The following is a 13,256-nucleotide window of genomic DNA, read 5'->3' on the forward strand; positions in this document are numbered from 1 at the left end:
GAATCGAGCCTCAAAGTCAAGTGGCTAATGCATTTTTGTTAGGCGGCTTGGTCGAGGAGAGCGGCCAGGCGTTGGGCGGGGGTGTCGAGGTCAAGGGTTGGGCGGGGTCGTCGGTTGAGGGTGTCTTGGATGCGTTTGAGGTCAGCCGGAGTGTGACCGCTGAGGTCGCTGCCCTTCTCGAACCAGAACCGCAGGAGGCGGTTGGTGTTTTCGTTGGTACCGCGTTGCCAGGGCGAGTGCGGATTGCAGAAATAGACCGGGGTGTTGAGCTGCAGCTGAATGTCGCGCCAGCGGGCCATTTCACTGCCCCGGTCCCAGGTAATCGATCGCCGAAGGTGTTCGGGTAACTGGCGCATGGCTTCGATCATCGCGCTGGCCACCGTCTCGGCGGTGTGATCGCTGGGCAAATGCAACAGCATCGTAAAGCGGGTGGACCGCTCGACCAGGGTGCCGATCGCGCTGTTCGGGCCGACGATCAGGTCACCCTCCCAATGGCCGGGCACAGCGCGGTCGGCGGCCTCGGCGGGCCGGTCACTGATGGTGAACACATCGTGGAATTTCCCCCGCCGTTCGGTGTGGCCCCGGGATTTGCGGGCCGTGCGTTTCGTCGACAAGCGCTTGCTCAGATCGGCCCGCAGTTGACCACGAGTTTGGACGTAGAGGCACTGGTAGATGGTTTCGTGGCTCACCCGTGCCAGCCTGTCACCGGGGTGACCGCGCGCCAAGACATCGGCGATCAGTTTTGGACTCCATCCCTGATCCATCCAGTCCTCGATGGCCTCGCATAGCGCGCGGTCTTCGAGCTTGAATGCTTTGGGACGCTTGGCTTTCTGGGCGGCACGGGCATGGGCCAGACCAGCGTGATAATCCCCGTCGAGATTGCGATTGCGCTTGAGCTCACGGGAGATGACGCTGGCATTGCGGTCGAGCTGACCGGCGATCTCAACCTGAGTGAGGCCCTTGTCCAGACCCCGCATAATGACCAGGCGTTCTTCGAAACCGAGCCGATGTCCCCGCGCGCCAGGCCGGGTCAGATCACCCGGTTCGGCCAGGCCGGTATCAGAGCCCGTACCACTTCGTAATTGCATTGATCCAGCGTCATGCCACCAGCTCCATCCGGTCTGGATCGACACACCGACCTGACGGCCGGCTTCACGCAATGATTCCCCGGCACACACCCGATCAAAGAACTCTCGCCGCATCGAACGCGGATAAGCACCTGGCACCTGCAACCTCCCTAAACATGGAAATTGCATTGACCGTATGAATCTGCCAGCGGAATTCCGCCGTGGCGTTACGGGCGAGGGTTTGCAGCGCGGGCGCGGGCTTGGGTCGCGGGCGAAAACTACGTCGGCAGCCTGCGGTTGATGAGCAGCGCCGCCAGCGCGGCCAACGCCAACACCAGCGCTCCGAGCCGCACCCAGCCCACGCTCGCGTCGCCCTTGATCGTCTCGTAGCCGATCTGCTGCTGCAGTGTCGCGTAGACGGATTTCAGCTCCTGCAACGACGCTGCGTTGTAGGCGTTTCCGCCCGAGAGCTGGGCCACCTTCTTGAGCGTCTCGTCGTCGACCGGCACCGGCTGGCGCTGGTCGTTGATCTCGACGAAGCCGTACGGGGTGCCGAACGAGATCGTCGAGATCGGCACGCCCTGGTCCTTGGCGGTGCGCGCGGCGGTGAAGGCACCCTTCGGGTTGTCCGGGTTGGTCGGCATCGTCTCCTTGCCGTCGGAGAACAACACGATGCGCGCCGGCGGCGGCTTGTCGCCGCCGCCGATCACCGCGCCCACCGTCGCGATGGCCTGCAGCGCGGTGAAGATGCCCTCCCCGGTGGCGGTGCGGTCGGCGAACTGCAGCTTGTCCAGCGCAGCCTTGGTCGAGTCCCGGTTGGTCGTCGGCGACACCAGCACCGTCGCGGTCCCGGCATAGGCGATCAGCCCCAGGTTGATGCCCGGGGTCAGCTCGTCGGCGAACTGCTTGGCGGCCTCTTGCGCGGCCGCCATCCGGTTGGGTTGCACGTCGGTGGCGCGCATCGACTGCGACACGTCGATCACCAGCATCACGACCGCACGGTTGCGGGGAATGCGGACGTCGTTCGTCGGGCCCGCCATCGCGATCGTGAACAACACCAGCGACGCGACGAGCAGGAGCGCCGGCACATGCCGCCACGTCGACGGCCGTTTGGGCGCAACGCTTTCCAGCAGCTCCATGTTGGCGAACCGCAGCATGCGCCGCTGCCGCGCCAACTGCATCAGGATGTAGAGCGCGGCCAGCCCGAAGACGACCAACAGGAACAGGAAGAACCACGAATGTTCGAAGCCCGACAACGACATCGGGCCCAGGAGCGGCAAGCTCATATCCGAGTCACTGCCGCCCCGCCATTGCCCCGCGCCGGCGGGATTCCACGAACCGCACGATGTCGGCGATCCAGTCGCGGTCGGTGCGCAGCGTCAGGACCGGAGCGCCGCAGCTGCGGATGGTGCGCGCCACGTCGGCGCGGTGCGCCGCGGCGGCCTTGGCGAAGTCGTCGCGCAGCTGGGCGTCGATGGTGAACTCGCGGGTGACGCCCGACTCGGCGTCCTGCAGCACCACGTCGCCGATGTCGGGCAGTTCGACGTCGCGGGGGTCGAGCACCTCGATGGCCAGCACCTCGTGCCGGGCCGCGACCGCGCGCAACGGGCGCATCCAGTTGATCGGCCCCAGGAAGTCGCTGATGATCACCGCCATGCCGCGGCGGCGTTCCGGGCGGCGCAGCGCGTCGATCGCCGTCGCCAGGTCGCCGCGCACCCCCACCGGCGCGCGGGGCGTGGTGGCGATGGTGCGCAACAGGGTCTGTTCATGCTGGCGCCCCGAGCGGGCGGGCACCCGGGTGATGTTCGCGCCGGTCGAGACGATCGCGCCGAGCCGGTTGCCGCCGCCGCTGTTGAGGAAGGTGATCGCGGCCGCGGCCGCCACCGCCAGGTCCCGCTTCTCGCACACGGTGGTGCCGAAGTCCAGGCTGGCCGACATGTCCACCACCAACCAGGTTTCCAGCTCGCGGTCGGCGATCATCTGCCGAACGTGGGGATGGGTGGTGCGCGCGGTGACGGCCCAGTCCATGCGGCGGACGTCGTCGCCGGGCTGATACTCGCGCGACTCCCCCGGCTCGGAGCCCGGGCCCGGGATCAGCCCGAGGTGATCGCCGTGCAGCACGCCGTCGAGCTTGCGCTTGACGGTGAGCTCGAGGGTGCGCAGCGCCGCCGACAGCTTCGGGTCATCGATCTGCCCGCGCTGCATCGACGGCGGATGGACCACCGCCGGGCGCTTGGGGTCCGTCACCGACCGCTGGCCGCGCCGGCGGGTTGCATCACCGGGGGCACCGAATGCCCTTGCTGCGGAACGGCATTCACCTGAGGCAGGGCAACCGTCTGCAGCACCCGGTTGATGACGATCTCCGGCGAGATCTCGTCGGCCAGCGCGTCATAGGTCAGCACCAGCCGGTGCCGCAGGACGTCGGGAATGACGTCGACGACATCTTGCGGAATCACGTAGTCGCGGCCGCGGACCAGCGCCAGCGACCGGGAGGCGGCGATGATGCCCAGCGAGGCGCGCGGGGACGCACCGAAAGAGATCCACGTCTTGACGTCGTTCATGCCGAGCTGTTCGGGATGACGGGTGGCGGTCACCACGCGCACCACGTAGTCCACCAGCGCGTGGTGTACGAAGACGTTGGCCGCGATGTCCTGCAGCCGCAGCAGGTCCCCGGTGTTGAGGATCTGCTTGGGCTCCGGCGGCCGCACGCCCATCCGGTAGATGATCTCGCGCTCCTCTTCCGGCGACGGGTAGCCGACGTTGATCTTGAACAGGAAGCGGTCGCGCTGCGCCTCGGGCAGCGGGTACACGCCCTCGTGCTCGATCGGGTTTTGGGTGGCCATCACCAGGAACGGGTTGGGCAGCGAGAAGGTCTTGCCGCCGATGGACACGTGGCGTTCCTGCATGACCTCCAGCAGCGCCGACTGCACCTTGGCGGGCGCGCGGTTGATCTCGTCGGCGAGCAGGAAGTTGACCACCACCGGGCCGAGTTCGGTGTCGAACTCCTCCTTGCCCTGACGGTAGATGCGGGTACCGATGATGTCGGTGGGCACCAGGTCGGGCGTGAACTGGATGCGCGCGAACGTCCCGCCGACCACCTTGGCGAACGTCTCGACGGCCAGCGTCTTGGCCACGCCGGGCACGCCCTCGAGCAGCACGTGGCCCTTGGACAACAGCCCGACCAGCATCCGCTCCACCAGCTGGTCCTGGCCGACGATGATGCGCTTGACCTCGAAGATGGCCCGCTCCAGGGTCTGGACCTCGGCGGCGAGCCCGTTACCCCCACCCGTCGGCGCTTCGTGAGCCGGCGAACCTGATTGCCCGCCCGGGCCCGAGTAACCACTGGCGCCTGGCGGCGGCCCACCTGCTGCTGTCATCAAGAACCCTCCACGCTCAAACGGACACGACTGCCGGGCAGCGACGTGCCCTCGTCCAACTATTCCAGGCCCGCCGAATTCCGTCGACGGCGCGGGTTCGCCGGCCTGCGATCAGTACTCGATGATCCTGGTCAAAAACGGCGTCATGCCGGGCTTACGAACGGGGCTGACCGTCACCTTTCCGGCGCTGCCGGAGGCCTCCAGCATCTGGCCGTTGCCCAGGTACATGGTCACGTGCTGGCCGCCGTTCGGGCCGTAGAAGATCAGGTCGCCGCGCCGGGCCTGATCCGGCGGGATGTGGCGCCCGGCGTTGTACTGGTCACCGGAGAACCGCGGGATCAGCACCCCGACGCCGGCGAAGCCGTAGCGCATCAGCCCTGAGCAGTCGAAGCCGGTGATGTTGGCGCCGTCGCCGACGCCCTTGCTGGGGCCGTCCAGCGAGCCGCCGCCCCACGAGTAGGGCACGCCCATCTGCGACCCCATGCGCTTGATGACGTACTCGATGGCCTGCCGGCCGTAGACCCGCGGGATCTTGCCGCCGGGGTTCGACGGGGTCGCCGCGCTGGGAGGGGGATCGCCGCCGATGTTGATCCCGAGCCCGCCCAGGAACTGCTTGCCCAAGTTGAACGTGGTCTGGGTGGCCTGGGCGGTGGCCTGCAGCGAGGCGTTGGCGACGGCGAGCGGATCGCCCGGGGCGCCGGCGCTGATCTGGGCCGGCAGGGTGGGATCCCACGCGCCGGGGTCGGCCGTGGCCACCGGAGCCGGGGCGGCCACAGAAAGCAACAGCCCGGTCACCACGGCGGTGATCCAGGCGAAGTTGATGAGACGAAACCGCTTGCGGCGCATGACTTCCCGTTCAGTTCTCACTCGATCACCATTCGATGTAGCGGACCACGTAGGGGGTCATGCCGCTGGTGCGGACCGGGGCGACGCGAACCTTCAACCCGATGTCGGGAGCCTCGAGCATCTGGCCGTCGCCGAGGTAGATCGTCACGTGCTGGCTGCCGCCCGGGCCGTAGAAGATGACGTCGCCGCGGCGCATCTGCGAGGACGGGATCTTTCGGCCCAGGTTGTACTGCGAGCCCGAGTAGTGCGGCAGCTTGATGCCCACCCCGGCGAACGAATACAGAACCAGACCCGAACAGTCGAAGCCGGTGATGCCGGCCCCGGAGTCGATTCCCTTGCTCGGGCCGGCCGCGTTGCCGCCACCCCAGGAGTAGGGCACACCGATCTGCGACATGCCGCGCCGGATCACGTACTCGGTGGCCTGCCGCCCGTAGACCCGGGGGATCCGCCCCCCGACCCCGCCCGGCGTCGCGTTGGTGATGCCGGTGTCGTCGGGCTTGAGGATGCCCATCTGCTGCAGGAAATTGCGGCCGAGGCCGGCGGTGACCTGTGTCGAGGTGGCCGAGATGCCCAGCACCTGGTTGATCACCGCGATCGGGTCGCCGGGGATGTTGGCGCTCGGGACCATCGGCAACGTGGGGTCCCAGGCGCCGTCCCACTTGCGGGCCCCGCCCGACGGCGCCGCCGCGCCGGGCGTTCCCGTCTCCCACCGATCGCCCGACGCGCCCGGGCCGGTCGACCCTTGCCGGGCGGCGGCCTCGCGCTTGGCCGCCTCGAGCTTGGCCTGCGCCTGGTTCCGCTCGGCGGCCAGCCGCATCATGTCCTCGCGCTGCTCGTCGAACTTCTGCCTGGAGTTGGTCAGCGCCGCGACGGCGGCATCCTGGCTGGACTTGGCGTCGGCGGCGGCCTTGTCGGCGTTCTGCTTGGCCAGCCGCGCCGCCGATTCCTTGTTCAGCTGCTCGGTGCGGGCCTGCTGCAGCTTGGCCATCACGGTCTGCGAACTGGCGGTCAGGTTCTTGGCCGCGGCTTCGGTGGCGATGATGTCGTCGGGGCTGCTGGCGGTCAGGTAGCTGCTCGACGGTCCATTCATATAGGTGGCCGCGGCGAAGGTGTTGAAGCGCTGCTGCGCCCCGGCGATCGCCGCGTTGGCGTCCTTGACCGCCTGCTGGCTGGTCTCCAGATCGTGTTGGGCGGTGGCCGCATTGTCCCGCGCGGTCTCCACGTCGACCAAGGCCTTGTTGACGCTTTCCTGCTCGGTCTGGATTTCGGCACTCAGGTTCTGCAGGCGCTGGTTGGCCTTGGCGACGTTCGCGATCAGCGAGGCCAGGTTGTCGGCGGTGGGATCGGCCTGCGCCAGTCCCGGGGTGCACACCAAGAAGGCCACGCTCAGCACCGATGGAACGAGAGGCCGCATCAGCCTTGCGGCCGGTCGCGCGGAAGACCCCCAGCGTGTGCGTCTCATTCGACTCAGGTCTCCTACGGCTCGACGCGACGGGCGGCGCCGGCCACAGCATTCTCGTAAGGCGCCAAAGACAACACCAGCATCATTTGCACCGTACGTCACATGGGTGGGCGCGCAAACGCTCCACCGAAATCGCACTCTCTACGTGCGTTTAATGTGACCGAACGGTGACCTGCCCCGTTTGCCGAATTAGCCGCGAGTCGTCAGGACCCGGTATTGGCCTCGACGTCCTCAGCGGTCGCGGTGTCGTCCGAGGTTGCTGAGCGCGTGCTGCGCACCTGCAGCAAGCGGGTGCCGACGGCGGCGGCGAAGACCGCGATCAGCAGGAAGATCGTCAGGCCGGTCCAGGGAAACTCGGGCGTGTCCAGCTCGTGCAGGAAATGCTGCGCCGAGACCACCGGGTTGCCCGTCTTGGCGATGTCCTCGCCGGCCTCCAGGGTGACGCGCGGGAACTGCGTGCTGTAGCTGCCGACGTAACTCGGGCTCAGCGTCAGGACGGTGGCGTCGTGGTAGTCGGCGCCGACCACCGTCGAGATGTCGCGCAGCGGGGTGTCGTTCGGGGGGTTGTGGTCGAGCAGCACGATCTTGAGGTTGATGCCCTCGGCGTGCGCCTGGTTGACCACCTCGAGGAGTCCGGGCATGGCCGCCGGCGGCGCGCTGACCCCGGTGGCGGCGACCTGGGCCTTGACCATCGTCATGTCGACGTCCACCGGAATATAGGTCGGGAGGACCGGAACCGTTTGCGGCAGCGGTCCGAGAGAGTCTTGCCCGGTCATCTGCGCCTCCTGCCGTAGTGCTAGAGGCACCGTACGCGACGCGAGGGTGCCGCTTCGCGCCCGGCGGCGCCGCCCCGCGATCCAACTCGACGAGATTGGCGCGTTCGCGGAGGTTTAAACCGGTGGCCACCGCGATAAGACTGCAATCAGGACTGCCGTCGTAATGCAGGACAAGCGTACTGTTAAAGTTGCATGATCGTTTTGGACGATCCGCCGACACCAGCCCGTCGGCGGGAGAACTAAATCCTTGGGAGTTGAAGTGACTGATTCTGTGAACTCGTTCGGAGCCCGCAACACCCTCGAGGTCGGCGACAAGAGTTACCAGATCTATCGCCTCGACGCCGTCCCCAATACCGAGAAGCTCCCCTACAGCCTCAAAGTGCTGGCCGAGAACCTGCTGCGCAACGAGGACGGCAGCAACATCACCAAAGACCACATCGAGGCCATCGCGAACTGGGATCCCAAGGCGGAGCCCAGCATTGAGATCCAGTACACCCCGGCCCGCGTCGTGATGCAGGACTTCACCGGCGTGCCGTGCATCGTCGACCTGGCCACCATGCGCGAGGCCATCGGCGAGCTCGGCGGCAACCCGGAAAAGGTCAACCCGCTCGCGCCGGCCGACCTGGTGATCGACCACTCCGTGATCGCCGACCTGTTCGGCACGGCCAACGCGTTCGAGCGCAACGTCGAGATCGAGTACGAGCGCAACGGGGAGCGCTACCAGTTCCTGCGCTGGGGGCAAGGCGCATTCCAGGACTTCAAGGTGGTGCCCCCGGGCACCGGCATCGTGCATCAGGTCAACATCGAATACCTGGCCAGCGTCGTGATGGAACGCGACGGCGTGGCCTACCCCGACACCTGCGTGGGGACCGACTCGCACACCACGATGGTCAACGGCCTCGGCGTGCTCGGCTGGGGCGTGGGAGGCATCGAGGCCGAGGCCGCGATGCTCGGTCAGCCGGTGTCGATGCTGATCCCCCGCGTGGTCGGCTTCAAGCTGACCGGCGAGATCCAGCCCGGCGTGACGGCGACCGACGTCGTGCTGACCGTGACCGAGATGCTGCGCAAGCACGGAGTGGTCGGCAAGTTCGTCGAGTTCTACGGCGAGGGCGTGGCCGAGGTGCCGCTGGCCAACCGCGCGACCCTGGGCAACATGAGCCCCGAATTCGGTTCCACCGCAGCCATTTTCCCGGTCGATGAGGAGACGATCTCTTATCTGAAGTTCACCGGCCGCAACGACGAGCAGCTGGCGCTGGTCGAGGCCTACGCCAAGGAACAGGGCATGTGGCACAACCCGAAGCACGAGCCCGAGTACTCCGAATACATCGAACTCGACCTGTCCGACGTGGTGCCGTCCATCGCCGGCCCCAAGCGTCCGCAGGACCGGATCGCGCTGTCCGACGCGAAATCCACGTTCCGCGAGCAGATTTGCGACTACGTCGGTGACGACCCCGACAAGAAAGAATACTCCAAGCTCGACGAGGTCGTCGATGAGTCGTTCCCGGCCAGTGACCCGGGGCAGGCGACCAACGGCCACGCCGACGACCACAAGGTGCAGTCGGCCGCCGCGCACTCCAAGGGCCGCGTGAGCAGCCCGGTGACGGTGAAGTCCGACGAACTCGGCGAGTTCGTGCTCGACCACGGCGCGGTGGTGATCGCCGCCGTCACGTCGTGCACCAACACCTCCAACCCCGAGGTGATGCTGGGCGCGGCGCTGCTGGCGCGCAACGCCGTCGAAAAGGGCTTGGTCTCGAAGCCATGGGTGAAAACCACCATGGCCCCGGGCTCCCAGGTGGTCCACGACTATTACGACAAGGCCGGCCTGTGGCCGTATCTGGAGAAGCTGGGCTTCTATCTGGTCGGCTACGGCTGCACCACGTGCATCGGTAACTCCGGCCCGCTGCCCGAGGACATTTCGAAGGCGATCAACGACAACGACCTTTCGGTGGCCGCCGTCCTGTCGGGCAACCGCAACTTCGAGGGCCGCATCAACCCCGACGTGAAGATGAACTACCTGGCGTCGCCGCCGCTGGTGATCGCCTACGCGCTCGCCGGCACCATGGACTTCGACTTCGACGAGCAGCCGCTCGGCAAGGACAAGGACGGCAATGACGTCTTCCTCAAAGACATCTGGCCGTCGCAGAAGGACGTCTCCGACACCATCGCCTCGGCGATCAACCAGGAGATGTTCACCAAAAACTACGCCGACGTCTTCAAGGGCGACGAGCGCTGGCGCAACCTGCCCACGCCGAGCGGCAACACCTTTGAGTGGAACTCGGATTCGACGTACGTGCGCAAGCCCCCGTACTTCGACGGGATGCCCGCCGAGCCCGAGCCGGTCGCCGACATCACCGGCGCGCGGGTGCTGGCGCTGCTCGGTGATTCGGTGACCACCGACCACATCTCCCCCGCCAGCAGCATCAAGCCGGGCACCCCGGCGGCGCAGTATCTCGACGAGCACGGCGTGGAGCGCAAGGACTACAACTCCTTCGGCTCGCGGCGCGGCAACCACGAGGTGATGATTCGCGGCACCTTCGCCAACATCCGGCTGCGCAACCTGTTGCTCGACGACGTGTCCGGCGGCTACACCCGCGACTTCACCCAGGACCCCGTAGATGGGAAGGCCCCGCAGGCGTTCATCTACGACGCGGCGCAAAACTATGCGGCGCAAGACATTCCGCTGGTGGTGCTGGGCGGCAAGGAGTACGGGTCAGGGTCGTCACGCGACTGGGCGGCCAAGGGAACCCGGCTGCTGGGAGTGCGCGCGGTGATCGCCGAGTCGTTCGAACGGATTCACCGCTCCAACCTCATCGGCATGGGCGTGATCCCGTTGCAGTTCCCGGACGGCAAGTCGGCCAAGGACCTGGGCCTGGATGGCACCGAGGTGTTCGACATCACCGGCATCGAAGAGCTGAACAACGGCAAGACGCCCAAGACGGTGAAGGTCAAGGCCGCCAAAGATGGCGACAAGGCAGTCGAATTCGACGCGGTGGTGCGCATCGACACCCCGGGTGAGGCCGACTACTACCGCAACGGCGGCATCTTGCAGTACGTGCTGCGCAACATGCTCAAGTCGGGCCAGAAGTCCGACTAGCGCGAGCCGGCCCAGCCACTCGTGCCCAAGGTCAGCGAGGACCATCTGGCGGCCCGCCGCCGCCAGATCCTCGACGGCGCCCGCCGCTGCTTTGCCGAATTCGGCTACGACAAGGCCACGGTGCGCCGGCTGGAGAAGGCGATCGGGATGTCGCGCGGCGCGATCTTCCACCATTTCCGGGACAAGGACGCGCTGTTTTTCGCCCTCGCCCACGAGGACGCCGAGCGGATGGCCGACGTGGCCTCCCGCGCCGGACTGATTCAGGTGATGCGAGACATGCTCGCCGCGCCCGACCAGTTCGATTGGCTGGCCACCAGATTGGAGATCGCCCGCAAGCTGCGCAACGATCCCGAGTTCAGCCGCGGGTGGGCCGAGCGTTCGGCCGAGGTGGCGGCGGCGACCAGCGATCGGTTGCGCAGGCAGACGGAGGCACACCGGGTGCGCGACGACGTGCCCGGCGACGTGCTGCGGTGCTATCTGGAGTTGGTGCTCGACGGCCTGGTGGCCCGGTTGGCGTCCGGCGAGGATCCGCAACGCCTGGCCTCGGTGCTCGACCTGGTGGAGAACTCGATGCGGCGCACTTAAGCCGCGCCGAATGTGAATCTCACGACGCGACACGCCGATTCATTGTCGCGGGGTTCACGCTCGGCGGATTCACCGCGCGTGCGCGACCTTCGCGGTCCGGTTGGGCCCGCCGCGGCTGCGCATCGTGGTGCCCGACTCCCGCAGCAGGCTGTGGATCGACCCGTACGACCTGCCGGTCGTGGCAACCAGGCTGCGGATACTGGCCCCGCCTTCGTAGGCGTGGCGTAGCTCGTCCAACAACTGGTCGCGCGCCTTGGTCGACCTATGCATTGTTCTTCTCATGGCTCCTCCGACGCCGGGACACGACCGCAAGAACTTAGAGTAAGAAGCCGTTGTCGGCCGCGGGCGGATTTCGCCAAATCGCCAGCGGGTCGCCACCATCAAAGTCAGGCGAGCTCGATGAGATCCCGGTATTCGTCGGACCAGTAGTCCTCGGTGCCGTCGGGCAGCAGCACCACCCGTTGCGGGTCGAGGGCCTCGGCGGCGCCGGGGTCGTGCGTCACCAGCACCACCGCACCCTGGTAACTGCGCAGCGCGTCGAGCACTTGCTCGCGCGATGCCGGGTCGAGGTTGTTCGTCGGTTCGTCGAGCAACAAGACGTTGGCGGTCGACGCCACCAAACCGGCCAGCGCGAGGCGGGTTTTCTCACCGCCGGACAGCGTGCCCGCCAACTGGTCGAGCTGCGGACCGCTGAACATGAACGCGCCCAGCAGGCCGCGCAGGTCCTGCTCGCCGGAATCCGGTGCGGCGTGCCGGATGTTCTCCCAGACGCTCGCATCGTTGTCGAGGGTGTCGTGCTCCTGCGCGAAGTAGCCGATCCGCAGGCCGTGTCCGGGCTCGAGCCCTCCGGTGTCGGGGGCCTCGGTGCCGGCCAGCAGTCTCAGCAGTGTGGTCTTGCCGGCGCCGTTGAGCCCGAGCACCACCACCCGCGAGCCGCGGTCGATCGCCAGGTCGACACCGGTGAACACCTCCAGCGACCCGTACGACTTGCTCAGCCCCTTGGCGACCAGCGGGGTGCGCCCGCACGCCGCCGGCGTCGGGAACTTGATGCGGGCCACCTTGTCGGCGACGCGCTCGGCGTCGAGCGCGGCCATCATCCGGTCGGCGCGGCGCAACATGTTCTGGGCGGCAACGGCTTTGGTGGCCTTGGCGCCGAGCTTCGCGGCCTGGGTGCGCAGCGCGGCGGCCTTGCGTTCGGCGTTGGTGCGCTCCCGGCGACGACGCTGCTCGTCGGTGGAGCGGGCGTCGAGGTACTTCTGCCAGCCCATGTTGTAGACGTCGGCCTCGCCGCGCACGGCGTCCAGGAACCACACCCGGTTGACGACGTCGGCGAGCAGTTCGACGTTGTGGCTGATGATCACCAGCCCGCCGGTGTGGGCCCGCAGGAAATCCCGCAACCAGCCGATGGAATCGGCGTCCAGGTGGTTGGTGGGCTCGTCGAGGAGCAGCGTGGTCTCCGAGCCCGAGGTCCCCGCTCCGCCCTCCGAGGCGGCGAACAGGATGCGCGCCAACTCCACCCGGCGGCGCTGCCCACCGGACAGGGTGCGCAGCTGCTGCGTCAGCACCCGTTCCGGCAGGCCGAGGCTGGCGCAGATGCGACTGGCTTCACTTTCCGCGCCGTAGCCACCCAGGGCCACGAAACGCTCCTCGAGCTGCCCGTACCGACGGATCGCGCGGTCGCGCGCGTCGTCGTCGGCGACCTCGGCCATCAACGCCTGCTGCTTTTCCAAATCGGTGAGCAACGCGTCCAACCCGCGGGCCGACAGCACCCGGTCGCGGGCCAGCACATCGAGGTCGCCCTCTTTGGGATCCTGTGGCAGATAACCGATTTCGCCCGTGCGGGCGATCGACCCGGCATAGGGCTCGGTCTCCCCCGCCAGGATGCGCAGGGTGGTGGTCTTACCCGCGCCGTTGCGGCCGACCAGGCCGATGCGGTCGCCGGGCTGCACCCGCAGGTCGGGGCCGTCGGATGAGAGCAGGATGCGCGCGCCAGCGCGGACCTCGAGGTCCGTGGCCGTGATCACGATCGCTCTCCTGAGTTGAAAAGAC

The 13,256-nt window shown here is 67.4% G+C and carries 11 protein-coding genes; 2 read left to right on the plus strand and 9 right to left on the minus strand.

The window, feature by feature from the left end; genetic code table 11:
- Window positions 1-38 precede the first annotated feature (38 nt).
- From AC0KTM_RS14550 to AC0KTM_RS14580, 7 genes are all read right to left on the minus strand, one after another.
- Window positions 39-1,226 carry an IS30 family transposase gene (locus tag AC0KTM_RS14550; RefSeq protein WP_425326320.1) on the minus strand — a complete coding sequence of 396 codons (1,188 nt, stop codon included), beginning with the start codon at window positions 1,224-1,226 and terminating at the stop codon, window positions 39-41.
- A gap of 119 nt (window positions 1,227-1,345) precedes the next feature.
- Window positions 1,346-2,353, minus strand: coding sequence for a VWA domain-containing protein (locus tag AC0KTM_RS14555; RefSeq protein ID WP_472415981.1), 1,008 nt, complete (start codon window positions 2,351-2,353; stop codon window positions 1,346-1,348).
- A 7-nt stretch (window positions 2,354-2,360) separates the two neighbouring features.
- Window positions 2,361-3,314, minus strand: coding sequence for a DUF58 domain-containing protein (locus tag AC0KTM_RS14560; protein WP_225328648.1), 954 nt, complete (start codon window positions 3,312-3,314; stop codon window positions 2,361-2,363).
- Window positions 3,311-4,444, minus strand: a complete 1,134-nt coding sequence (gene moxR1 / locus AC0KTM_RS14565; RefSeq protein WP_225328647.1) for a chaperone MoxR1 — start codon at window positions 4,442-4,444, stop codon at window positions 3,311-3,313. The genes AC0KTM_RS14560 and moxR1 overlap by 4 nt, the downstream gene beginning before the upstream one ends.
- A 111-nt stretch (window positions 4,445-4,555) precedes the next feature.
- Window positions 4,556-5,290: an NlpC/P60 family peptidoglycan endopeptidase RipB gene (ripB, locus tag AC0KTM_RS14570; RefSeq protein WP_225328659.1), complete on the minus strand. Its 735-nt coding sequence runs from the start codon at window positions 5,288-5,290 to the stop codon at window positions 4,556-4,558.
- Window positions 5,291-5,315: 25 nt separating this feature from the next.
- Window positions 5,316-6,752, minus strand: a complete 1,437-nt coding sequence (gene ripA, locus AC0KTM_RS14575) for an NlpC/P60 family peptidoglycan endopeptidase RipA (protein WP_225328646.1) — start codon at window positions 6,750-6,752, stop codon at window positions 5,316-5,318.
- Window positions 6,753-6,955: 203 nt separating this feature from the next.
- A complete protein-coding gene (locus tag AC0KTM_RS14580; protein WP_225328645.1) occupies window positions 6,956-7,528 on the minus strand; it encodes an Rv1476 family membrane protein in 573 nt (190 codons plus the stop codon).
- A gap of 259 nt (window positions 7,529-7,787) precedes the next feature.
- Between AC0KTM_RS14580 and acnA the strand changes: the two genes are divergently transcribed.
- On the plus strand, window positions 7,788-10,622 hold the full coding sequence (gene acnA / locus AC0KTM_RS14585) for an aconitate hydratase AcnA (protein WP_238956241.1): 2,835 nt from the start codon (window positions 7,788-7,790) through the stop codon (window positions 10,620-10,622).
- Between the two features lie 21 nt (window positions 10,623-10,643).
- Window positions 10,644-11,207, plus strand: coding sequence for a TetR/AcrR family transcriptional regulator (locus AC0KTM_RS14590; RefSeq protein ID WP_238956242.1), 564 nt, complete (start codon window positions 10,644-10,646; stop codon window positions 11,205-11,207).
- 69 nt (window positions 11,208-11,276) lie between these two features.
- Here AC0KTM_RS14590 and AC0KTM_RS14595 read toward each other — a convergent pair whose 3' ends face one another.
- Both AC0KTM_RS14595 and AC0KTM_RS14600 read right to left on the minus strand, forming a co-directional pair.
- On the minus strand, window positions 11,277-11,477 hold the full coding sequence (locus tag AC0KTM_RS14595) for a helix-turn-helix domain-containing protein (protein WP_225328642.1): 201 nt from the start codon (window positions 11,475-11,477) through the stop codon (window positions 11,277-11,279).
- 116 nt (window positions 11,478-11,593) lie between these two features.
- A complete protein-coding gene (locus AC0KTM_RS14600; protein ID WP_238956243.1) occupies window positions 11,594-13,231 on the minus strand; it encodes an ABC-F family ATP-binding cassette domain-containing protein in 1,638 nt (545 codons plus the stop codon).
- Window positions 13,232-13,256: the final 25 nt, after the last annotated feature.

Source organism: Mycobacterium sp. NTMscope_Eco_3 (assembly GCF_976985685.1).

What these genes read in the sequence shown, in the direction of transcription:
- ripB (WP_225328659.1), bottom strand. Translation starts at nt 5,290, where the DNA reads ATGCGCCGCAAGCGGTTTCGTCTCATCAACTTCGCCTGGATCACCGCC.
- AC0KTM_RS14595 (WP_225328642.1), bottom strand. Translation starts at nt 11,477, where the DNA reads ATGCATAGGTCGACCAAGGCGCGCGACCAGTTGTTGGACGAGCTACGC.
- ripA (WP_225328646.1), bottom strand. Translation starts at nt 6,752, where the DNA reads ATGAGACGCACACGCTGGGGGTCTTCCGCGCGACCGGCCGCAAGGCTG.
- AC0KTM_RS14580 (WP_225328645.1), bottom strand. Translation starts at nt 7,528, where the DNA reads ATGACCGGGCAAGACTCTCTCGGACCGCTGCCGCAAACGGTTCCGGTC.
- moxR1 (WP_225328647.1), bottom strand. Translation starts at nt 4,444, where the DNA reads ATGACAGCAGCAGGTGGGCCGCCGCCAGGCGCCAGTGGTTACTCGGGC.
- AC0KTM_RS14555 (WP_472415981.1), bottom strand. Translation starts at nt 2,353, where the DNA reads ATGAGCTTGCCGCTCCTGGGCCCGATGTCGTTGTCGGGCTTCGAACAT.